A 22,428-nucleotide genomic window follows, 5' to 3' on the forward strand; every position below is an offset into this window, starting at 1 on the left:
CTCGGGCAGAGGGCCGCGACACCACGACAGAGGTCGCGGCCAAAGAGGTGTGGTCTATAATGTGCGCATCAGGCGTAAGGCATCATAGATGGCCGCATGGGTATTGCGGGCCGAGACGGCATCGCCAATGCGGAACAGGCGGAATGCGGCCTCGGGGTTGGGTGTCCGTTCCTGCAGGCCACCGGTTGCCAGCGCGTCGTAATCGACCGCGCCCAGATTGCGGGAGCGGGGCTTGAGCGCAAAATAGATCTCGTCCAGAGGACGGGTGCCATGATTGACGATGACCTGATCCACCTGTCGTTCGCGGGTGATGTCACCGTAATCGGACCCGAGACAGGCCGTCAGCTGATTGCCTGCGCGGGTCACCGATCTGAGGCGCCATGTCACGGTGAAGGTCGTGTCGCGTTTTTGCAGGGCGCGCATGTAGGGCACCAGATTCATGGCCATCACCTCGGGGGCGAAGGCGCGATCGGGGGTGACTATTTCGACTTTCGCGCCGGTTGCGGACACAAGATCCGCCGCCTGAAGCCCTGCGTGATCGCCCGCATCGTCGAAAATCAGCACATTCTGTCCGGGCTTCACATCCCCTGCAAGAATATCCCATGCCGAGACAACAAGATCATTGCCGCGTGCCAGCACCTCGGTATGGGGCAGGCCGCCCGTCGCGATGATCACCTCGTCGGGCTGCGTCGCCTCGACATCGGTTTCATCGGCGAAGCTGTTGAAATGGAATGTTACAGCGTGTTTGAGGCATTGCTCGTAACGCCATGCGATGATCGATGACATCTCGCGGCGGCGGTCCTGCCGTGCCGCCAGACGGATTTGCCCTCCGGGCTGGTCCGCCGCCTCGAAGACCGTCACATGATGCCCGCGTTCTGCCGCGACGCGCGCCGCCTCAAGCCCTGCAGGGCCCGCCCCGACAATGGTGACCCGTTTCGCGGTCTCGGCTTTCGCAATACTGTGGGGCTGTTCGATTTCGCGTCCGGTCGAGGGATTGTGCAAACACAGCGCCATCCCGCCCTGATAGATCCGGTCGAGGCAGTAATTCGCGCCGACACAGGGGCGGATATCGTCTTCGCGGCCCTCGATCACCTTCCGCGCCAGATGCGGGTCCGCCATATGGGCGCGGGTCATCCCGACCATGTCGACCTTGCCACTGGCAATCGCGTGGCGCGCGGTGGCCACATCCGGAATTTTCGCGGCATGGAAGGTCGGAAAATCGGTCGCGGCACGGATCCGTCCGGCAAATTCCAGATGCGGCGCGTTTTTCATTCCCTGAATCGGAATGGTATCGGTCAGGCCCGCATCCGTATCGATATGGCCGCGCACCACGTTGAGAAAATCGACCAGACCACTGTCTCGCAGGCGGCGCGAGATCTCTATCCCGTCGGTTTCGGTCAGACCGCCCGGCAGGTCCTCATCGCCGGTATAGCGCAGGCCCACCAGAAATTCCGCGCCACAGCGCTGGCGGATCTTGGAAAGGATGTCGAAGGTAAAGCGCAGCCGGTTGTCCACAGAGCCGCCATAAGGCCCGTCAAGCGTATTGGTCAGCGGTGACCAGAACTGGTCCATCAAATGGCCATAGGCTTGCAGCTCGATCCCGTCGAGCCCCGCCGCCTTCATACGCTCTGCCGCATCGACATAATCGTCGATGATGCGGGCGATGTCCCAGTCTTCCAGCTTTTTCGGAAAGGCGCGATGGGCGGCCTCGCGTTCATGCCCCGCCGAGACAACGGGCAGCCAGTCGGCCTTGTCCCACCGGGTCCGGCGGCCCAGATGGGTCAGCTGGATCATCACCGCACAGCCCTCGTCATGGCATTCCTGCGCGAGCTTGGCCATATGGCCCACCACCTCGTCTTTCCACGCAAGGATATTGTTGAACACCGGCGGGCTGTCGCGCGCCACAGAGGCCGAGCCTGCCGTCATGGTCAGGGCCACCCCCGCCTTCGCCCGTTCCAGATGATAGGCCCGATAGCGCTCTTTCGGCATGCCGTCTTCGGGATAGGCCGGTTCGTGGCTGGTGATCATGATACGGTTTTTAAGAGTGAGATGCTTGAGCTGATAGGGCTGCAACAGCGGATCATGCGACATCTGGGTACCTTTCCCTGCGGTGCCTTGGGGCCATAGCGGGAGGGTGCGGCAAAATGTTCATATGTGTCAACTATGAGTTCACGCATGTACTCTATTCCGGGATGGCATTCATTGCGCGCGCCGGATTTTTGGTCACCGGCGGGATGGGGCCGCCTTGTCGATCCTGAGGGGAAATGCCTCTGGACAGTATTGCACATTTTATAGACAATTCGCCTCCACCCATGACGAGAATGCCTGATGACAGATGATCCCCCCCCCGAGCGCGGCTGGCGCGGCTCTTCCGAGCTATGGTTGGATGCCGCCTATCAGGCCCTCGTTGCCAAGGGGGTGGATGCCGTCAAGATCATGCCGCTGGCCAATAGCCTGAAATTGTCGCGCACGAGCTTTTACTGGTTTTTCAAAGACCGCGGGCAGCTTCTGGCAGCGCTTCTGGAGCGTTGGGAGAAGGCCACGACGGCGGCTCTGATTGCCGCCACCGAAAGCTATGCCGCCAGCCGCCCCGAGGCGATGCTGAACGTGATCGCGATTTTCATGTCGGAGGCGCAATTCGATACCGCCCTCGAACTGGCGGTCCGGGCATGGGCGCAGCGGGATCCGTCCGTGCTGGCGCGGTTGCAGGCCAATGATGCCCGTCGCCTTGAGGCCCTTCGCGCGATGTTGCTGCGTTTGGGGTTCGCACCGGCAGATGCCGATGTCCGTGCCCGCACGATCTATCTGGTGCAGATCGGGTATATCTCGATGCGGGTGCAGGAGGATCTGGCCGAGCGTGTGGCGCGCCATCCCTATTATGTCGAGGTTTATATCGGCGAGCGCCCGAGTGCGGAAGAAATGGCCCGCTTTTGCGCGGCAATCGGGTATGATACCCCCACGCCGACCTGAGCGCTCGGGGATGTGGCGGCCTGCGCGCGGCATCGGGCCGGTCGCGCCGCAGGCCTATGCGGGGCCTTAGTTATAGGCCCCCGCCGAATAGGTCAGCTCGTAGCTATGCGAATATAGCTCGAAAACGATGCCGAAAGGATCCTCGACATAGACCATGCGATAGGGTTTCTCGCCCGGGAAATAATGGCGCACGGGCATACGCTGCTTGCCGCCTGCCGCCACGATCTTGGCCAGCAGCCCTTCAAGGTCGGGATCCTGAATCGCAAAGTGGAACAGGCCCGTCTGGCGATAGGGCAGGGTGTTTTCGGGCTGGTAGTTTTCGGGAAACTCGAACAGTTCGAAGCCGATCCGGTCGGCGGTCGATAGATGGGCGATGCGGAATTTGCCCCAGCCCGCGCCGAAAACATCATCACACATGATGCCGATATCGCTATCGTCCTGCGCAATCTCGGTCGGTTCCATGATGACATAGAAGCCCATGACATCGCGGTAGAATTCGACAGCGCGATCAAGATCGGGGACCGAGAGGCCGATATGGGAGAACGTGCGGGGGGTTGGTCGGGTCATGGAAAGCTCCTTGATTGGTCCCGTTGATATGTGTTGCAGCACAAAAATCATCAAATTATCATTCATTCTGAATTTCATAACATGCCGGAATGATCTGATGTTGAACGCCCGCTGGCTCGAAACCTTTGCGACGCTTTGCGATATCGGTCATTTCACACGCGCCGCGCAGGCCCTGAACATGACCCAGCCCGGTGTCAGCCAGCAGGTCCGCAAGCTCGAGGCACAGGTCGGGCAGCCGCTTCTGTCGCGCGACGGCAAGAGCTTTGCCCCGACCCCCGCCGGAGAAACGGTTCTGGCCCTTGCGCGCCGCAGGCGTGCGGAAGAGGCCGATTTGCGCAGGCGGTTGCAGTATGACGATCCGGATCATGGCGATGTCTGTGTGGCTTGCTCGGGGTCGCTTGCCCTGCTGCTCTATCCGCGTTTCATGGATCTGATGGAGCAGGCCCCGGGCCTGTCGATCCGCCTTGAGGCGATGCCGCAACCGCGTATCATCGACGGCCTTCTGGGCGGGCAGTGTGATATGGGGATCGTGGATCACTCGCCCGCCCATATGCGGCTCGACGGAGATATCGTCGGGCAGGACGAGCTGTGTCTGATCCTGCCGGAACAGGTCTCGCCACCGCAGGATCTGGCAGGGTTGGACGCTTTGGGCTTCATTGCCCATCCAGACGGGTTCGCCTATGCCGAAGAGGTGCTTGGCGCAAACTTTCCGGACAGTTTTCAGGGCGCTGAACATATCCGGGCGCGGAGTTTCATCAACCAGATCGGTCAGATTCCCGCGCCTGTCCTCAGGGGCTTGGGCTACACGATCCTGCCGCGCAGCGGGGTTCAGGCCCATCCGCAGCGCCACCGCCTTCAGGTGATGGTGCTGCCAGTTCCGGTCCGGCACGCACTCTGGCTGACCTATCGCCGCAACCGGCAGCTTCCGGCCCGCGCGCGCCGTGTCCGTGACGTGATCGCGCAGGTGCTGGCAAAGCTATAGAGGCCCGCGACACGTCCCGTCTTTCCGGCTGCGGCCCGCGTGTCGGCAGGGCCTGCACGGGCGGGCAGATGGCGCGCGGCGGTGTCGGCCTCACAGGCGCTTACAGGACGGGCTGATAGGGTCCGGTCGTGTCCGCCACGCGCGAAATCATCTGGCGCAACAGGGCCTCCTTACGCCGGAAGACCGCCTCGCTGTCATAGAGATCGAGCATCTGCTGCCGTGCCCGCCGCCGGATCGCCTGTGCCTCTTCGGGGTGGTCGAAGACCCAGCCGATCATGTCGGAAACCTCCTCGGGGTCGTCCATGTCCACCAGAATGCCTGTCTGCATGTCCTCGACCAGCTCCATCACCGGCCCCGTGCGTGACCCGATCACAAGGCAGCCGCTTGCAAGGGCCTCCGAAAGCGACCAGGAGGTGACGAAAGGTTCGGTGAAATAAATATGCGCGCTCGAGGCCTGTAGCGTGCGCAGATAGTCGCTGCGGGGCTTCATGCTTTCCAGATGCAGTCTGCTCCGGTCGAGGTCCAGCGCCGCCAGCGCGCGTTTGCCCCAGCTTTCCCCTTCGGGCAGGCGCGGACCATAGGAGACGCTGTCCTGCGCCAGCACCACGGTATGGAAATCCTGCCGCTGTTTTTGCAAACGGGCCAGCGCCATCATGAATTGCGGAAAGCCGCGCAAAGGCTCCAGACCACGGGTCGCATAGGTCAGCAGCTTTGGCCGGTCGGGCAGGGAGAGCCAGTCGAAATCCATCTTGGCGGTCGGATCGGGGTGATGGAACCGGCAATCCACGCCATCCGCCAGAACGGAAATCTGCTGCCGCAGCGGGGGCGGGAAACGGTTGGCCTGAAACTGTGTCGGACACCAGTTGGCATCGGCGCTGTCGAATTCGGCCGAGATCGGCAAGTTCCGCATCCGGTTGGTCATCGCGACGGGAGGCGTGCTGGGGCGCTCGATCCTGCCGGTGGTCCAGTCCAGATCGGTATAATACCACTCGTGATAGGCGATATAGCGGGTCTGCGGCCAGATCTGTCGCACCCCGAGCCCGATCCCCCAGCCTGCATGCGCCATGACCACATCGGGGCGGTAGCCCTCGTGATTGCGCAGATGCTCGAACAGCACCGCGGCCCCCATCGCGGTGGCGGCGGCATAATCCAGCGCATAGCGGAAATCGGTCTCGGGGCGCTCCATGGCCGCCACCGGAAAGCGCAGCGTGCGGATGCCGAGCGCATCCGTGCTGTCCGAGGCGGCTCCGGCATGGATATAGGTCACCTGCCAGCCCCGACGGGCCAGCCACCTGCCGAAGAATTCGAACTGCGCGGGTTGGTTGCGGTGGAGCAGCAGAATGCGCGGGCCGTCAGCCATCCGGCGCCTCCTGTGCGTGCAGGCGTGTCAGCAGCGCAACGGCGAAGCGCGCGGGGGTCGTGCTTTCGGACAGCGGGAAGCTTGCCAGTTGCAGCCCCAGTCGCCGTTCGATTTCCAGCCGCAATTCCAGTGCCATAAGCGAGTCGATCCCATAGCGCCCCAACGGGCGATGCGGGTCATATTCTGCCGCTGGAAGGCGCAGGATATCGCATAGGATATCGGCCAGTTCCCGTTCGACATGGGCCAGAGCCTCGGGCCATTCGAGGCCGCGCAGAGCGCGCGCCAGATCGCCGGGTTTTGCGGCCTGTGCCGCGCCCTCGGGCACGATCCACGAGAAAGGCGGGGCGGCAAGCGCCGGTAGATGCGGTGCCAGACGCGCCCAGTTCAGCGGGGCGAAAAGGCGGTTTCGGGCGGTGGGGTCGCGCAGGGTCGACAGGATCTCTGCCACGGCGGTGCGCATCGGCAGCATCGCAAGCCCGTCCAGCCGTCCCAACTGCGCCGACAGGGCCGCATTGCGTGCCAGCGCGCCCCCGTCCCCGATCGGGCCCAGTGCCAGCACCGAGGCCGGGTGGCCATCGGCGCGGCGGCGCTCGGCCAGCGCCTCCATCGCCGCATTGGCAGCGGCATAGGCGGCTTGTCCCGGATTGCCGAGACAGGCCGCCACGGAAGACAGAAACAGCACCGCATCGGGGGACTCCGCCCGCTGGCGCAGCACCTGATCAAGGCTGCGGGCCACCCCCAGTTTGGCGCGCAGCACCAGCGCCGTCTCGACGGGGTCGAGGTCGCGGATCAACCGGTCTCGCAGCACCATTGCCGCATGGATCACGCCGCCCAGACGGTGGCCGTCGGCATCGATCTGCGCCATATAGGCCGAAAGCGCGGCGGCGTCGCGACCATCCAGCGCGTGGAGCACCGTGCCCTGATCGGCGGCAACCCATGCGCCCGCCGCCCCGCTGCCAAGGTTCGGCGTGCCCGAGCGTGACAGCAGATGGACCCGTTTGGCCCCGTTCTCGCGCAGGGTTTTGGCCAGAGCCAGCCCCACGCCCCCTGTGCCGCCCAGGATCACCCAGTCGTCGCGGATGGGCCGGTAGGGTGCGGCGGGGCCCGTGGGAAGTGGCGGCGGGGTGATGATGATCTTGCCCACCTGTCTTGCGGCAAACATATGCCCGAAGGCTTCGGCGGCGTCTTCTGCCGCAAAAGGGGTCACCGGCAATGCGGGCAGGCGGCCTTCGGCAAGCGCCGCGCCGATCTTGTGCAGCGTTCCGGCCAGTTGTGCGGGGCGGGCCGCCAGACGCCGGTCCAGATCGAAGCTGTGATAGCTGGCCTCTTCGGGCAACTGTCCGAGCGGCAGGATCGCATTCTCGACAAAGCCACGCTTGCCCAGTTCGATGAAACGGCCGAAAGGGGCCAGTGCCTCGACCGAGCGCAGCATCGCCTCCCCCGCGAGGCTGTTGAGCACGATATCGGCCCCATGTCCGCCGGTCGCGGCGCGCAACGCATCGGCAAAGTCCAGTGTGCGGCTGTCAAAACAGGCCTCCGCCCCTGCGGCAACCGCCAGTGCCTGCCGCTCTGCGCTCGAGGCTGTGGCAAAGACCCGCGCCCCGAAAAGCCGCGCCACACGGATCGCTGCCAGCCCCAGGCCCCCCGCGCCGCCATGCACCAGCACGATGTCGCCATCCGAGACACGCCCCACACCGCGCAGTGCCTCCCATGCGGTGACATAGGCCACCGGCAGGGCCGCCGCCTGATGCAGGTCCAGCCCCTCGGGCAGGGGCATGACTGCCGCTGCGGGCACGGTCAGATGTGTGGCGAAGGCATCGGCTGCAAAGCCCATGACGGCCATGCCTTTCGCCAGCGGGGCATCGCGGCCCACCCGCTGCACGATACCGGCAAATTCCATACCCAGACCGCCACCGGACGCCCCGCTACGGATCAGCCGCTCGGGCAAAAGACCTTTGGCCAGCATCACATCGCGGAAGTTGAGCCCTGTCGCGGCCACCGCGATTTCGACCTCGTCGGCGCGGGGACGTTGGCGCGGTCTGGGCTGCCACGAGAAGGCCGAGCTGTGGGTTTGGCCCCCGTTCAGGGCCTCGTTCGCTCTGTCATTCAGGCCCAATGCTGCGGCGGGTTCTGCGGGGCGGGGCTGCGGCAGCAGGCGCGGCGCGCGCAAAGCGGAACCGGCGCAATCGACCCAGGGTTCGCGGTCGGCAAGGGCAAAGAGCGCCTCCCAGTCCGGCAGGCCGTCGGTCTGCACCGAAATCAGTGAGGCAGCGGCTGCCGGAGCCTCGTTGCGCAGCACCATCACGGCGGCCCCGAGACCCGCTGTCAGCTGCGCAAATCCGTCTGTATCGCCGTCCCCCATCACCACCAGACGCAGCGGGCGCATGTCGTCTGCATCCAAGGTGGCACGACGCAGCTCCGCCAGCATATCGGCCAGCGCCGTGACCGGATCATCTGCGCCCTGATGCAGCCGCACGATGAGGCGCAGATTGCGTCCGCCGGTGTCCAGCCCGCGCAGCTCGGGCGGGCCCTGAGGCGGCGTGGCTGCCGCCGGCCTGTCTGTGCTCGTTGGTGCCACGGAGAGGGACGGGGGCTTGAGGACGGGGCTGCGGCAGGCGGAAATGGTCACCGGCACGGGGCCTGTTCCATCGTAAAACAGCGGCTCGGTCGGTGGCGGTGCGACCGGTGGCGTCGCCCCGTGTTGATCGCGCCCGTCGGGCGGGGGCCCGCAGACCGGCTCGGTGGAGAGCGCGACGCAAATGCCACCTGCGGCCAGCGGTGTCAGGAGAGGCGGGCTATGGGGCAGGGCCGTCACCATGATGTCGAACATCCCTGCCTCGGGAGAATCGCACAGCAGGGGCGTGCAGGCCGCAGGCAACAGGCGGCGCAGGCTTTCACGCGCCGTCTCGTCAGGATGGGACAGCCTGAGGTCGTCAAGGCGCGGATCGGCGGCAAGACGGGTGACAAGCCAGCCGGGGGGCAATCCGACCAGCAGCAAGGCGCAACGTTCTTCTGCGGGCCATTGCCCGAGCAGATCGTCGAGCAGCCGCTCTGCTGTCTGCCAGCAGGCGCGCGTTGCCGCGGAGTGGCGGCGGATATCGGGCTGGTCCATCCCGCGGGCCTGAAGCATGGCCAGTTGCAGGTCGCTGGCGCGATCTGGGTGCAGGCGCAGCACGGTTCCGGCATCGGACAGGTCCGTTTCGGCGCGGGGCGGGGGCGTGCCATAGCCCAGACGGGCCAGCGCGGCCTTGGGTTCATGCCAGCTTTCGGGGCCTGTGACCGGCTGTTCTGGCGGGCGCAGCCGGACGGCGCTTCTGTGCCATAAGGCGGGGGCGATCGGTAAGGCATCGGGCCGCGCAAGGGTGAACTCCACCGCGTCCAGCGCCGCCAGTGTCCGGCCGTCAGCGGTTTCAAGTGTGAAGGACGCCTCCAGTCCGCGCGGCCATAGCCGCCCCGGAACAAGCCGCACAGTGGCCGCGGGTCCGGCCCCGGGCCAGAGGGTCAGCCGCCCGATACGGGTGGGCAAAAGCGCCGCACCCGCCGCAAGGGCCTTGGCCAGTGCAGGCGGTGTATCCCCCGCAAGAGCCACCTGTCCGGCATAGGGGGCCAGAAGGTGGAACGCGGCATCCAGCGCCGTCGGGTCCAAAAGGAACTGTCCCGCTGGCGGGTCTCCCGTAAGGGTCGCGCCCAGACCACCGGCCTCCTCGGCCCAGATCCGGCCCAGCCGCCGGAAAGCCGGACCATAATGCAGCCCCTGCGCCGCCAGTGCCGTATAAAGCGCCTCGGTGGGGATGCTCTCGTGGGTGGGGGTGTCCCGACGCGGCGGCGGGGCAATCGCGTCGGGGCGCAAGGTGCCACGCGCGAGCGGCGTCCAGTCGGTTTTTGCAAGCCGTGGGCGCATGTCGATCCCGACACGCCCGCCATCCAGCAGCTTGGTGCGCAGGCGGAGGCCCTCGCCCGCGATATCGGCAGGGTGCAGCAGATCGAACCCCGACAGCGTCAGCGGCGTCTCGGGCCATGTTTCCTGCGCGGCAGACAGGGCCAGCTCGACCAGCGCCGCAGCGGGCAGCACCTGCGCCCCGCCGATCCGGTGATCGGCCAGCCATTCGGGGGCGGTCGGGGTGATTTCGGTTGTCCAGACCGGCAGTTCGCGGTCCGGCCTGCGTCCGGCGAAATGCCTCTGTCCGGCCTCCCCCCAAGCGTCATAGCCGTCCGGCGAAAGCTGCGTGGCATGTTCCACCTCCTGCCACGGGTAAAGCGGCAGATCGGGCGGGGGGGCCTCGGGGAGGCCCGAAAGCTGCGTGCGGTCGATGCGCGCGCCGTGGCACCAGCAGCGCAGGACGGTGGCCTCGGCAGGTTCTGTGCCCTGCGCGGGTGTCGCCGCGCAATAGCTGAGCGGCTGCCCCTCAAGCCGTGCCAGATCGCGGATATTGGCCGCCAGCAGGCGACGGGGCGAGAGTTCGACCACCACGGCGGGCGCTTCGGCACACAGGCTTTTCAGCGCATCGGAAAACCGCACGGTATCCCGTGCATTGCGCCACAGATAGTCGGCGGTCAGATCCTGCGTCTCCAGAAGGCGCCCCAAGGCCGATCCCGCAATCCGGCAGGTCGGCGCGGCAAGCTGCAGCCCCGCGATGTCGGCCATGAACGCGGCGCGCAGCGGTGCGACGGCGGGGGAATGGTAGGGCACCTCGACCCCGAGCGGCATCATGGCAATCCGTTTGCCGCCGATACTGACCTTTGCCAGTTGTTCCAGCGCCTTCTGCGGCCCCGAGACCGTGACCGAGCGCGGGGCATTGACGGCGGCAAGGGCCAGCAGCGGCGCCCCCAATCCGGCAATGGCACGGCTGGCCTCGGCCTCGGACAGGGCCAGCGCGGCCATGCCGCCGCTGCCGCGCAGCGCCTCGAACCGGCGCGAGCGTGAGGCGACAACCCGCGCCAGACCTTGGGGCGTGAGGCATCCCGCAACCGTCAGCGCCGAGAGTTCGCCCACCGAATGGCCGATCACCGCATCGGGGCGCAGCCCTGCGGCCATAAGGCTTTGCGCCTGTGCCACCTGACAGGCCACCAGCAGCGGCTGGGCCACCAGCGGGCTGGCCAGACGCCGGTCGAGATCTGCGGCAAAGAGTTGCTCGGCCAGAGCGTCGATCCCTTCCTGTGCAAAGGCCGCAGCGATCTGGTCGAATCCGTCGCGGAAACGGGCATCATGGCGATAGGCGTCCTGCCCCATCCCCATGATCTGCGCCCCGTTGCCAGGAAAGGCAAAGACGGTCTGCGGGCGCTCGAAGGCCGCGCGCCCGCCAAGGGCTGCGGCCTGACCAAGGGCGATGTCGCGCAGCCGCGCGCTGGCGGTTTCATCGCAGCGCAACGCCAGCCGGTGCGGCAGGGCGGTGCGGCGCGTGGCGGCGGCGGCAAGGGCCTCGCGGGCGTGCGGGCTGGCGTCCAGTCGGGCCGACCAGTGCCCCGCAAGCTTTGCGAGGCTGTCGGGCGAGGCGGCAGACAGGCACAGCCAAGGCGTCCCCGATGACACCGGCACGAAACGGCGGGCAGGCGTGGCTTGTGTCCCGCCCTCGATCAGGGCAACGGCATTGGTGCCACCAAAGCCGAACGCGTTGACCCCCGCCAGCAGGGGGCCCTCCGGCAAGGGCATTGGCGTTGCGGCCACCGCCAGATTGAGACCGTCGAAATCGATATTCGGGTTCGGCGTGTTGAAATGCAGCGATGCGGGCAGAATCCTGTGCTGCATGGCCAGCAAGGCCTTGACCAGCCCGACCAGACCGGAGGCGGGCTCGGTATGGCCGAAATTGCTCTTGGCCGAGCCGATCAGCAGCGGAGCCCGCCTGAGCGATGCGACCGCCTGACCGATGGAGTGCGCCTCGGCAGGGTCGCCGACCTGTGTGCCGGTGCCATGTGCCTCGTAGAAGGCAAGGTCTTCGGGGGGCCGCCCCGCCTGGTCCAGCACCGAGCGGATCAATGTCTCCTGACGGTCGCTGGAGGGCACCAGAAGCGGCGAGGCCCCGCCATCGGTATTGACGCCGGTTGCAAGGATGCGCCCCCTGTGCCGTGCGTGCAGGCGGGCCGCGATTTCGGGCCGCAGAAGGACCAGTGCGATCGCCGCTTCCGAACGGACATAGCCATCCGCGCCCGCATCAAAGGCCCTGCAGCGCCCGCTGGGGCTGAGCATCCGCGCCTGGGAAAAGCCGACAAAGCCGCCCGGTGCGCGCAGCACATGCACGCCGCCGACAATGGCGATATCCAGATCCCCCCGCGACAGCGCCTTTGTGGCGGTGTCCAGCGCCGTCAGGCCGGAGGAACAGGCGGTATCGATGACCTGACTCGGGCCGCCGAAATCGAAACGGGCCGAGATCCGGTTGGCGATGATGGCCAGCGTATTGCCAAGTGTGAAGGTCGAGCCGCCGCGCGCGGTGTCATAGTAGTAGGACGAGAGGTTCTCGACGATGGAAGACCCGATAAACACGCCGGTGCGCGGCCCCGACAGATCGGCCATGTCAAGGCCCGCATCCTCTACCGCTTCCCATGTCGCAACCAGCATCTGGCGTTGCTGGGGGTCCATTTCGGCGGCCTCGCGCGGGCTGATGCCGAAGAAGGCGGCATCGAAATGGTAGAGGTTGTCCAGTTGTCCTGCGGCCAGCGAATAGGTCTTGCCGCGACGGCCCTGCGCCGGATCGTGGTAGAAGGCCGGATCGAAGCTGCGCGCGGAAACGGTTGTGACGGTGCAGCGCCCCTCGGAGAGCACGGACCATGCGGCGGCCAGACCACGCGCGCCGGGCAGGCGCAGTCCGATTCCCGCCACGATGGGCGCGTTGTCATGGTCACAATTCATCGGGCCGCCTTCATGTCAGATCCGCATGAAATAGTTGCCGCCCAGATGGGTGGCCCCACCAGAGCGCAGCACCGTATCGGTTTCTTCGACCGCGATGCCGGAGGTGACGTTGAACATCACCCCTTTCGACCCGCGCGGGGCCGACCAGCCACGCACGGCCATCATGATGCGCTGCCAGATATAGCTGCCGACGGCTGTCGACCGGATATCGGCCCGCAGATAGAGCGTATGCATCACCGTGACCCATGATTTCCGGCTGCCCATGAAGGGGCGGAAGACGTAATAGGCAAAGGCCACCGGCTCGCCGTCATATTCGACATAGAGCGCACCGTTATAGCCGGGATTGTCGCGGATGAAGCCGATGATCTGGTCGAATTGCGGCTGGTCGAAGGGCAGATCGGAAAACAGGCTTTCCTTGTGCATCTGCCGTACCAGCGGCAACACATGCGGGACATCGGCGACATCCTCGCCCAAAACGATACGGACTTTGCCGCGCTCTTCTTCGGAAAGGCTGCTTTCCAATGGCTGTACCTCGCAGATGGTGCCCGACCGGTCCTGTGTGTGGTTTCATAAGGTTACCTTCTGGTTCATCTCATGACCAGAGGGGTTTGGCATTGCGCCGATGCCGTTCGACCAGCGCCCGCGCCTCGCGGTTTTTCACGAGGGGCAGCGCGGGAACGGCCTGATGTCCGGGATCTGCCAGTTGGGGAAAGAGAGACAGGACTTCGGCGCGCCCGTCCGGTGTCAGGAAGTTGAGCGCATGGAGGCCGGGATAAAGCGTTTCGGCCTCCATGCCCTCGGCCATGACCACCGCATGGTGATCCAGCATGAAGTGGTAATACCGGATCTCCTGTGTCTCGCCCTCGATATGGATATCGCCCACGCCCACCAGCAGCTTGGCGGGAACCAGAACTTCGGGCGTGCCGAAGATCCGCTCGGCAATCTTTGACCGGACGGCCAGCCGGTGCTGCGGCGACACGCGCAGGTCGCTATGCGGACGGCCTGTGCCGAAGGCTCCGGCGGGGATGCGGATCGGCAGGAGCTTGGGGTTTGTCATCATGTCGATCAGGTCCAGCCGCCTTTTGCCGATCCAGCGGATCGGGCGCGGCCCGTTGCGGGTAGTCACCAGATCGCCTTCGCGAAGCTGCTCCACGGCGATCTCTCCCTGCGGTGTGGCGATGCGGGTGCCCGCGGCGAAACATACCGCCTCCAGCGCCTCGAAATTCGAGAATGTCGCCTCGGCCAGAACCGTGTCGCCATTGCTGAGGGTGATCGTGTCGCCCCAGCGCACGGTGCCCGACAGCACCGTGGGCATGCCAAGCACCTGCCCGTATTGATCCGAGCGCAATACATTGGTGACGCTGTCGCCAATGCCGTCATTATTGGTGTCGAGCGTGATGCTGCCCGCCGCCAGTGTCAGCGTCCAGTCTCCCACCAGATTGAGCGTATCCGACCCCGTGCCGCCATCCAGATCAATCGCGGCCTGTCCGACTTTCTGGGCCAGTTCCTCTTCCGAGGCGGCACCGGCTTGCGACATATCGAGCTGCACACGGTCATTGCCCGCGCCCATGACGACATCGCGGCCACCGGAATTGTCGAGGATCAGCGTGTCATCGCCATCGCCCATATCGAGCGTGTCGTAAAAGGCGCTGCGATGCAGTTCGACAAGGTCATTGCCGGTGCCCATGTTGATATTGTCAAACCCGATGGTCGATCCGCTATCGGGATGCACCCAAGGCATGTTGGTGGCCACAAGCGTGTCATTGCCGCCAAGAAAATTGACGTCATAGAAACGACCGGTGCCGGTCACCGTCGCGCTGGAGGTCTGCAATGTGACATCGGACTGGTTCTGGGAGGGCTTGCCGCTGCCATCGGCGGCGTTTGTCAGCGTGGCGCCATTGGCCCCGCTATTGCCGGTCAGTGTTGCATTGGCCATCCCGAATTCCGCCTGTCCCCTTGAGGTCGGCCCCTCGGGTCAAAGCGACGCGAAAGGTGAGATGAATAGAACGGGAATAGGGTGACTATTCAGTTAACTACGCAGCGCAGGCCCCCTGTGCAGACCGATTTTCCGCCCTGCGGCCTTGGCCTGTGGGGGGGCTTTTAGCCGAAGACGGACCAGCCGGTGAATTTCGCGATCTGTTCTGCGGCATATGTGCCCATATGGGAATTGCCGTAAAGATTGAGGCCGGGCGACCAGACGGCAATCGAGGCGACGCCGGGGGCGATCACCAGAATGCCGCCGCCCACGCCGCTTTTCCCTGGCAGGCCGACACGGAACGCGAAATCGCCCGACCCGTCATAATGGCCGCAGGTCATCATCAGAGCATTGAGCCGCCGCGCCTTTTCGGCGGTCAGCAGCGGCGAGACCCCGGGCAGTTGTGCAATGATCCGGCCTGCGCGTGCCAGTTGGTCTGTGGTCATCTCTATGGCGCATTGATGGAAATAGGTGCCCAGTGTCAGCTCGGGCGCGTTTTGCAGGTTGTCGAAGGATTTCAGGTAGTTGGCTAATGCGATATTGCGAAACCCGGTCCGTTCCTCCGAGAGGGCCACTGCGGGGTCGATATGGATGTCATCCTCTTCCGCGGCCTCGCGCAGGAAGGCCAGCACTTCGCTCAGGGCTTCGCGCGGCGCACGCCCTGTCAGCAGGGCATCGGTGGTCACCAGCGCGCCCGCATTGATGAACGGGTTGCGCGGGCGGCCTTTCTCCTGCTCCAGCAGCAGGATGGAATCGAAGCGCGTCCCCGAGGGTTCGCGGCCCACGCGGGTCCAGATCTGTTCGCCATGCCGCCCCAGAACGCAGGCCAGCGTGAAGACCTTCGAGACGCTCTGGATCGAGAAGCGGCGCGCACTGGCGCCCGCATGCAGCAGGCGGCCATCGGCCAGCGCAATCGACACGGCGAATTGCGCCGGATCGACCTTGGCCAGTTCGGGGATGTAATTGGCCACTTCGCCCCAATCGTGGCGGGCGTGGATATCGGCGGTCAGCCTGTCCAGAAAAGCCTGTAGGGCCTGAGCGTCAACGGTCACTTCCGACCTCCTGTCTGAGCGCATCCCAAAGCGCCTCGATTTCCGGCGCAAGATCGCGGCGCGGGCGATAGGCGCAGATCTCGACATCCAGCGCCCATTCCGGCCCGCCAATCGGCCCGATGACCTGCGCGGCCGAGGCATCCACCGCAGAGGCGGGCAACCAGCCGACGCCATGCCCCTCCATGATGATCTCCTTGAGCACGTCGGACATGTCGCATTGCACGGTGATCTTGTAGGCGGGCAGGGCGGGCGCGCGTTCAAGGACATGTTCGAACAGGCGCATGAAATAGGCCTTGTGCGAATAGGAAATCAGCGGGAAAGGATGGCGCGCATTGCCCGGAAAGCCGAAGGCGGCGCGTTTATCCTCGTTCAGCACGGCATAGGGCATGAAGCGGTCGCGGCGCACGACAAGCCGCTCCTGTGCGTCCGAATGCACGGGGCTGGGCAGGGCCAGATTGTCATGGCACAGCAGGATATCGGCATCTCCGGCCATATAGCGGGCCGTCACATCCTGTGTATTGCCCACAATCACCGAGAAAGAGGATTTGACCCGCCCGCGCAGCATCTGCAGCACGCGCTTGAAATCCGACCGTGCCAGACAGTTGGGCGTGGCGATACGCACCTGTGACATCAGCTCGAACTGGTTGCAGCGGATCTTGGAACGCGCCCCCAGTAGGCGCTCGACAGAGGCGGCGGCATCCTCGCGGAACTGCTCGCCCGCCTCGGTCAGGCGCACGGGCACCGCCCCCTTGACGATCAGGGCGGAGCCGACCCAGTGCTCCAGCGATTGTATGCGCCGGCTGAAGGCGGCCTGCGAAACATTGCGGAATTCTGCCGCACGGGTGAAATTCCGCATTTCGACAAGCGCGAGGAAATCCTCCAGCCAACGCATATCCATTCAGTGCACCCGTTACAGTCCGATCGCGCGATAATAATCCGCAATTCGGGCAATGGAAACGGCATAGGCGGCAGTGCGCAGATTTGCGTCGGGCAAGGCCTGTTTCTGGGTGGCGATCTCGTTGAAGGCGCGGGTCATGATCTCTTCCAGACCCGAGCGCACAAGGTCGATTTCCTGCGTGTCGCGGGCGATGCTGGCGCGCAGTTCCTCGGCCAGAGTGTGACCTGAGACCTGCTCGAGCGCATTCACCATCGACAGCCCGTTCGCGATTTTCTGGCGGCGTTCCATCAGGCCGAAGGGGATATGGGTGATATTTTTGACCCATTCGAAATAGCTTACCACAACCCCGCCCGCATTGACGAAGAGATCGGGCAGGATATGGATGCCACGGCGACCAAGGCAGTCTTCGGCGGCAGCGGTCACCGGCCCGTTCGCGGCCTCGACGATCAGCTTGTAGTTGACGTCTTCGCAATTCGCCTCGGTGATGGCGGCTTCTTTGGCGGCGGGGATCAGGATATCGGCGGCCATATGGGTCAGGCCTTCGGCGCTTGGCACGGTTTCGGCACCGGCAAACCCGCCGATCGAACCGGTCGCGCGGCGATGGGCGGCCACGGCCTCGACATCCAGACCTTCGGCGGTGAAAATGGCCGCGTCATGCTCGACGATCCCGACGATCTTAGCACCGTCCTCGGCAAGGAATTTTGCCGCGTGATAGCCCACATTGCCGAAGCCCTGTACGACAACGCTTAGGCCCTCGACGGTTTTCTGGCCCGAAACGGCGGGCATTTCGGGATGGGCGAGATAGGCGCGCACGGCATATTGCACCCCACGGCCCGTCGCCTCGACACGGCCTTCGATGCCGCCACGCGCCACGGGTTTGCCGGTTACGCAGGCATTGACATTCATGGCATCGGCACGGCCGGTCTTGCGGTATTCATCGGCGATCCATGCCATTTCGCGTTCGCTGGTGCCCATGTCGGGGGCGGGAACGTTGCGACCGGGATGGATCAGGTCGCGGCGCGCCAGTTCCTGTGTGAAGCGGCGGGTGATGCGCTCCAGCTCGTCCTCGCTCCAGTCGGAGGGGTTGATGCGCAAGGCACCCTTGGAGCCGCCGAAGGGCACATTGACCAGCGCGCATTTAAGGCTCATGAGCGCGGCCAGCGCCTCGACCTCGTCCATATTCGCGTCGGGCGCATAGCGGATGCCGCCTTTGGCCGGTTCGATATGTTCGCTATGGACCGAGCGCCAGCCCTCGAAGCTGTAGATCCGGCCCCGCAATTTCACCCCGAAGCGCACCGCATAGGTGGAATTGCATTGTGTGATCCGCTCGTCCAGCCCTTCGGGCAAGGCAAGATGCGGCGTCGCGTTGGCGATGAAACGTTCGATATTGGCGAAGAATTTTTGATCCGACATGCGTCTGGTCCGGTCCCTGTGAGAAGCGCGATGCCCTGAGCGGGCACCGGTTGCGCCACCAAGCGCGTGGCCGGAGGTAAAGTCTAATGCGTATCCTGCATGGTTGATGCAGGAAATAGCGTTAGCGGCTGAACTTGCGCGGTTTTCCACCCGCCAGCAGAGGCCGGATGCCTGGGCCCCCGCGTGCGCCGCCTGTATTTTCGTGCGGGCGGGGCGCGGGCATAGACGTTTGTTACCTTGCGGCACATTTCCGCCGGACGGGCGGGCAAAACGGGCGGCTACCATGTGCGACCGGCGCTAAGGGATTGCCTCGAAACACAGAAATTTTCCCACAAAACCGATCAATTTTGCTTTTCAAACTGTGAACATGCCCTAAAACCAGCCTTAGCCAGACAATTTGTCGCAGCTTCTGACGGGAAATGCGCCATGTTGCAGGGCGCGCCACATAAGACCCAACCTATTGTCAGAAAGGTATCCGATGCCCAGTTCCTCTTTCGCCGCGACGCGACGCGGGTTTTTGAAAGCGGGCGCTGCGGGTTTCGCCCTAAGCCAGGTGACCAACCCAGCTGCCGCCCAGACCAAGGACGCTCCGCCGCTTGACCAGTACGAACCCGTTTATCTGACGGCGGCGGAATGGTCGTTCCTGATGGCGGCCTGCGCACGGCTGATCCCCGGTGACGAGGCGGCTCCCGGCGCGATCGAGGCGCGGGTGCCGGTGTTCATCGACCGGCAGCTTGCCGGTGAGTATGGCAATGCCGATGACTGGTATATGGACGGCCCGCATGATGCGGCCGCCGATCCGCTGCTGGGCTGGCAGACGCCCCTGACCCCGGCTCAGGTCTATCGCAAGGCCATTCCGGAATTCGACACATGGTGTCGGGCCCAATTCGGCGCGTCTTTCGTTGAGCTGTCTTCTGCCGATCAGGATGCCGCCCTGACCGCCTTGCAAAACAACAAAGGAGACGGCACCGGAGGCGGGCGCGCCGAGATCCTTCCCCCCGAGCTGCGTGACTTCTTCACCATTTTGCTGAGCAATACCAAAGAGGGGTTCTTTGCCGATCCGATGTATGGCGGCAATTACAAGATGGCGGGCTGGAAGCATATCGGCTTTCCCGGCGCGCGGGCGTCCTACACCGAATGGGTGGAGATGCGCGACCAGCCCTATCCGCTCGGGCCGGTGTCGATCAAAGGCGAGAGGGGGTAATCCATGACACGTCAGGCACCCAAAAAAGACGTTGTTGTGATCGGGCTTGGCTGGACCGGTTCGATCCTTTCGATAGAACTGTGCAAGGAAGGGCTGGATGTGCTGGCACTGGAACGCGGCGAGGACCGCGATACCGTGCCCGATTTCAAATATCCCGATGTGGCGGACGAGCTGAAATACGGCATCCGCTACAAATTCATGCAAAAACCGGCCAAATCGACGCTGACCATCCGGCGCACGCTGCAAGAGACCGCCTTGCCCTACCGGCATCTGGGCTCTTTCCTGCCCGGGGATGGTGTGGGCGGTGCGGGGATCCACTGGAACGGCCAGACATGGCGTCCGCAAGAGGTGGAATGGCGGCTGAAATCCTATGTCGAGGAGACCTTCGGCGCGCAGACCATCCCCGAGGGCATGACCATTCAGGATTGGGGTGTGACCGCCGAAGAGATGGAGCCCTATCTGACGCGTTTCGAGAATATGGCGGGGATTTCCGGCAAGGCGGGCAATATCAACGGCAATATCATTGAGGGCGGCAATCCGTTCGAGGCCCCGCGCTCGACCGATTACCCGCTGCCGCCGCTGGTGCAGAACCTTGATGGCGAGATGTTCGCGCAGGCCGCCCGCGCGCAGGGGCTGCATCCCTTCCCGCGCCCGTCGGCCAACGCCTCTGCGGCCTATGTGAACGAATATGGCATGCAGCTTGGTCCGTGCAATTATTGCGGCTTCTGTGAACGGTTCGGCTGTCTGAACTATTCGAAATCCTCGCCGCAGACATGCGTTCTGGGGGCTCTCAAGCGGATGCCGAATTTCGAATATCGGGTCAATTCCGAAGTTCTGAAGATCGAGAAGGCCGAAGATGGCAAGACCGCAACCGGCGTCACCTATTGGGACGAAAAAGCCGGTGAGGAGGTCTTCCAGCCCGCAGATCTGGTGATCGTGGCGGCCTTTTCGCTGCATAACGTGCATCTGATGCTGCTTTCGGGCATCGGCCAGCCTTACGATCCGGTAACGGGCGAGGGGGTGGTGGGCAAGAACTATGCCTATCAGGTGACCGGCGGCACGAGCCTGTTCTTCAAAGAGCATAATTTCGACCCCTTTATCGGCACGGGATCGGTTGGCTATTCGCTGGATGATTATTCTATCGGCCAGATCGATTTTGCCAAGGAAGGCTTTATCGGTGGGAGCTATATCACCGGCGGGCATACCGGCGGTCGCCCGATCCAGCAGATGTCCCTGCCGCAGGGAACGCCAAGCTGGGGGGCGGAATGGAAGGCGGCGACGCAGGAATGGTACGGCCATTCGATGTCGATTGCCTCGCACGGGTCGAATATGGCCTATCGCGATGTCTATCTGGATCTGGACCCGACCTATAAAGACCGTCACGGGCGCCCGCTGATGCGGATGACCTATAACTGGCAGGACAACGATATCCGCATGACACAGTTCATGAAATCGAAGATCGAGCCCATCGCCCAGAGCCTCAATCCCGATATGATGAAATCCTCCTACAAGGAGGCGGGGGCGCAATATGATGTGCGTCCGTACCAGACGACGCATAATACCGGTGGCGTGATCATGGGCACCGATCCCAAGACTTCTGCGATCAACCGCTACCTGCAAAGCTGGGACTGCCACAATGTCTTCGTGATGGGGGCCTCGGCCTTCCCGCAGAACCTGCAATACAACCCCACCGGAGCGGTCGGCGGGTTGGCCTATTGGGCGGTGGATCACCTCCGCAAGGACTATCTGCCCAATCCGCGGCCTTTGATGTGAGGAGGATGAAAGATGCTTAAGTTTCTACGCCTCATCATGTGGCTGGCCATTGCCGCGATCATTGTGATCGCCGCCATGATTCTGGTGCCCCAGCACCGCAGTTCGGCGAAGGACCTGTCTTTCGATGCGCAATGGTTGCCCGCGCATCAGGACAAGACCGGCGAATATGTGGCGCGTGTTGCCGATTGCGCGGCCTGCCACACGGCGGAAGGCGGCACGCCCTATGCGGGCGGGCGCGCGATCGCCAGCCCCTTCGGCACGATCTATGCCTCCAATATCACCCCCGATAAGGCGACGGGGATTGGCGACTGGACACTGGACGAGTTCCGTGCCGCCTTGGTGGACGGCATCGGCAAACATGGCGAAAACCTTTATCCGGCCATGCCTTACGACAATTATCGCAAACTGTCCGAGGCCGATATAGAGGCGCTCTATACCTATTTCCATGACACGCTGGAACCGGTCGAGAACAAGGTGCAGGCGACGGCGTTAAGCTTCCCCTTCAACCAGCGTTGGGGCATTCGCGCATGGAAATGGGTGGGGCTTCCGAAGGTCGGTTTCGTGCCGCCCTCGCAGGATGCGCAGATCGCGCGGGGGGCCTATCTGGTGGAAGGGCCGGGCCATTGTGCGGCCTGCCATAGTCCGCGCAATCTGGCCTTCGCGCAGAATGGCACGGACGCCTCCGATCCCGATTTCCTGTCGGGCGGTGTGATCGATGGCTGGACCGCCCCCGATCTGCGCAGCGCCGATGCGACGATCAAATCGTGGTCGGCGGCCGATCTGGACCTGTTCCTTGCTTCGGGGCGCAATGCCCATGCGGGGGTCTCGGGCGAGATGGCGCTGGCGATCCGCGATTCGCTGCAATATCTCAGCGAGGAAGACCGCGCCGCGATGGTCGCCTATTTGCGGTCGATCGCTGCATACCAGCCCGTGGTGGTGACCGGCGAGGCGGCCCCGAAAGCGGCTGTGGCACGACCGGCAGCGCTGAAAGCCGGTCTGGATGACGCCACGCGCAAGCTGTTGTTGACGCCCGAGAACCAGCCTTTGGGTGCGCGCCTGTTCATGGATAATTGCGCGGCCTGCCATTTTGCCGATGGTAAGGGGGCGGCGGGGATCTTCCCGGCTCTGGCAGGCAATGCCACTGTGACGGCGAAACAGTCGAACGGGCTGGTGGACACTATTCTGCATGGCGCGGCCATACCGTCGACCGCGCAGCGACCGGCAGAACTGAAAATGCCCGGATTTGCCGACCGCCTGTCCGATGACGATGTTGCGGCACTGGCCAGCTTCTTGCGCAGCGCATGGGGCAATTCTGCCGATCCTGTCAGCGCCAAGGATGTCAGCGCCTTGCGCTGACCCGCGCCATAGGGATCGATTGCAACAGGAACGG

14 protein-coding genes are annotated in these 22,428 nt (G+C 64.2%); 5 read left to right on the forward strand and 9 right to left on the reverse strand.

Annotated elements, in window-relative coordinates:
• Positions 1 to 54 precede the first annotated feature (54 nt).
• Entirely contained in the window at positions 55 to 2,091 is a 2,037-nt protein-coding gene (gene hpbA, locus RPE78_RS16590; protein WP_330629583.1) for an N-methyl-L-proline N-demethylase HpbA, read from the reverse strand.
• 237 nt (positions 2,092 to 2,328) lie between these two features.
• Between hpbA and RPE78_RS16595 the strand changes: the two genes are divergently transcribed.
• Complete coding sequence (locus RPE78_RS16595; RefSeq protein ID WP_330629584.1) at positions 2,329 to 2,970, forward strand: TetR/AcrR family transcriptional regulator; 642 nt, start codon at positions 2,329 to 2,331, stop codon at positions 2,968 to 2,970.
• A gap of 66 nt (positions 2,971 to 3,036) precedes the next feature.
• Here the strand turns inward: RPE78_RS16595 and RPE78_RS16600 are convergent, their stop codons facing one another.
• Positions 3,037 to 3,537, reverse strand: coding sequence for a lactoylglutathione lyase family protein (locus RPE78_RS16600; protein ID WP_330629585.1), 501 nt, complete (start codon positions 3,535 to 3,537; stop codon positions 3,037 to 3,039).
• A 97-nt stretch (positions 3,538 to 3,634) separates the two neighbouring features.
• Here RPE78_RS16600 and RPE78_RS16605 point away from each other — a divergent pair, with 97 nt between their 5' ends.
• Positions 3,635 to 4,519, forward strand: coding sequence for a LysR family transcriptional regulator (locus RPE78_RS16605; protein WP_330629586.1), 885 nt, complete (start codon positions 3,635 to 3,637; stop codon positions 4,517 to 4,519).
• Between the two features lie 100 nt (positions 4,520 to 4,619).
• Here RPE78_RS16605 and RPE78_RS16610 read toward each other — a convergent pair whose 3' ends face one another.
• From RPE78_RS16610 to RPE78_RS16640, 7 genes are all read right to left on the reverse strand, one after another.
• Positions 4,620 to 5,879, reverse strand: a complete 1,260-nt coding sequence (locus RPE78_RS16610) for a glycosyltransferase (protein ID WP_330629587.1) — start codon at positions 5,877 to 5,879, stop codon at positions 4,620 to 4,622.
• Entirely contained in the window at positions 5,872 to 12,723 is a 6,852-nt protein-coding gene (locus RPE78_RS16615; RefSeq protein ID WP_330629589.1) for an SDR family NAD(P)-dependent oxidoreductase, read from the reverse strand. Before RPE78_RS16615 ends, RPE78_RS16610 begins: the two co-directional genes overlap by 8 nt.
• A gap of 15 nt (positions 12,724 to 12,738) precedes the next feature.
• Complete coding sequence (locus tag RPE78_RS16620) at positions 12,739 to 13,245, reverse strand: GNAT family N-acetyltransferase (protein WP_330629591.1); 507 nt, start codon at positions 13,243 to 13,245, stop codon at positions 12,739 to 12,741.
• Between the two features lie 70 nt (positions 13,246 to 13,315).
• On the reverse strand, positions 13,316 to 14,659 hold the full coding sequence (locus RPE78_RS16625) for a Hint domain-containing protein (RefSeq protein WP_330629592.1): 1,344 nt from the start codon (positions 14,657 to 14,659) through the stop codon (positions 13,316 to 13,318).
• Between the two features lie 164 nt (positions 14,660 to 14,823).
• Positions 14,824 to 15,750: a glutaminase gene (locus RPE78_RS16630; RefSeq protein ID WP_330629593.1), complete on the reverse strand. Its 927-nt coding sequence runs from the start codon at positions 15,748 to 15,750 to the stop codon at positions 14,824 to 14,826.
• Positions 15,740 to 16,648: a LysR family transcriptional regulator gene (locus tag RPE78_RS16635; RefSeq protein ID WP_339110047.1), complete on the reverse strand. Its 909-nt coding sequence runs from the start codon at positions 16,646 to 16,648 to the stop codon at positions 15,740 to 15,742. Before RPE78_RS16635 ends, RPE78_RS16630 begins: the two co-directional genes overlap by 11 nt.
• Before the next feature lie 12 nt (positions 16,649 to 16,660).
• Positions 16,661 to 18,061, reverse strand: coding sequence for a Glu/Leu/Phe/Val dehydrogenase (locus tag RPE78_RS16640; protein ID WP_330629595.1), 1,401 nt, complete (start codon positions 18,059 to 18,061; stop codon positions 16,661 to 16,663).
• Positions 18,062 to 18,539: 478 nt separating this feature from the next.
• Here RPE78_RS16640 and RPE78_RS16645 point away from each other — a divergent pair, with 478 nt between their 5' ends.
• The 3 genes from RPE78_RS16645 to RPE78_RS16655 are packed head-to-tail and all read left to right on the forward strand — an operon-like array spanning position 18,540 to position 22,394.
• Positions 18,540 to 19,265 (forward strand): gluconate 2-dehydrogenase subunit 3 family protein, encoded by a 726-nt coding sequence (locus RPE78_RS16645; RefSeq protein WP_330629596.1) that lies wholly within the window; start codon positions 18,540 to 18,542, stop codon positions 19,263 to 19,265.
• Positions 19,266 to 19,268: 3 nt separating this feature from the next.
• Positions 19,269 to 21,038 (forward strand): GMC family oxidoreductase, encoded by a 1,770-nt coding sequence (locus RPE78_RS16650; RefSeq protein WP_330629597.1) that lies wholly within the window; start codon positions 19,269 to 19,271, stop codon positions 21,036 to 21,038.
• Between the two features lie 12 nt (positions 21,039 to 21,050).
• Positions 21,051 to 22,394: a c-type cytochrome gene (locus tag RPE78_RS16655; RefSeq protein WP_330629598.1), complete on the forward strand. Its 1,344-nt coding sequence runs from the start codon at positions 21,051 to 21,053 to the stop codon at positions 22,392 to 22,394.
• Positions 22,395 to 22,428: the final 34 nt, after the last annotated feature.

This window comes from Thioclava litoralis (assembly GCF_045278885.1).
Lineage (GTDB): Bacteria > Pseudomonadota > Alphaproteobacteria > Rhodobacterales > Rhodobacteraceae > Thioclava > Thioclava litoralis.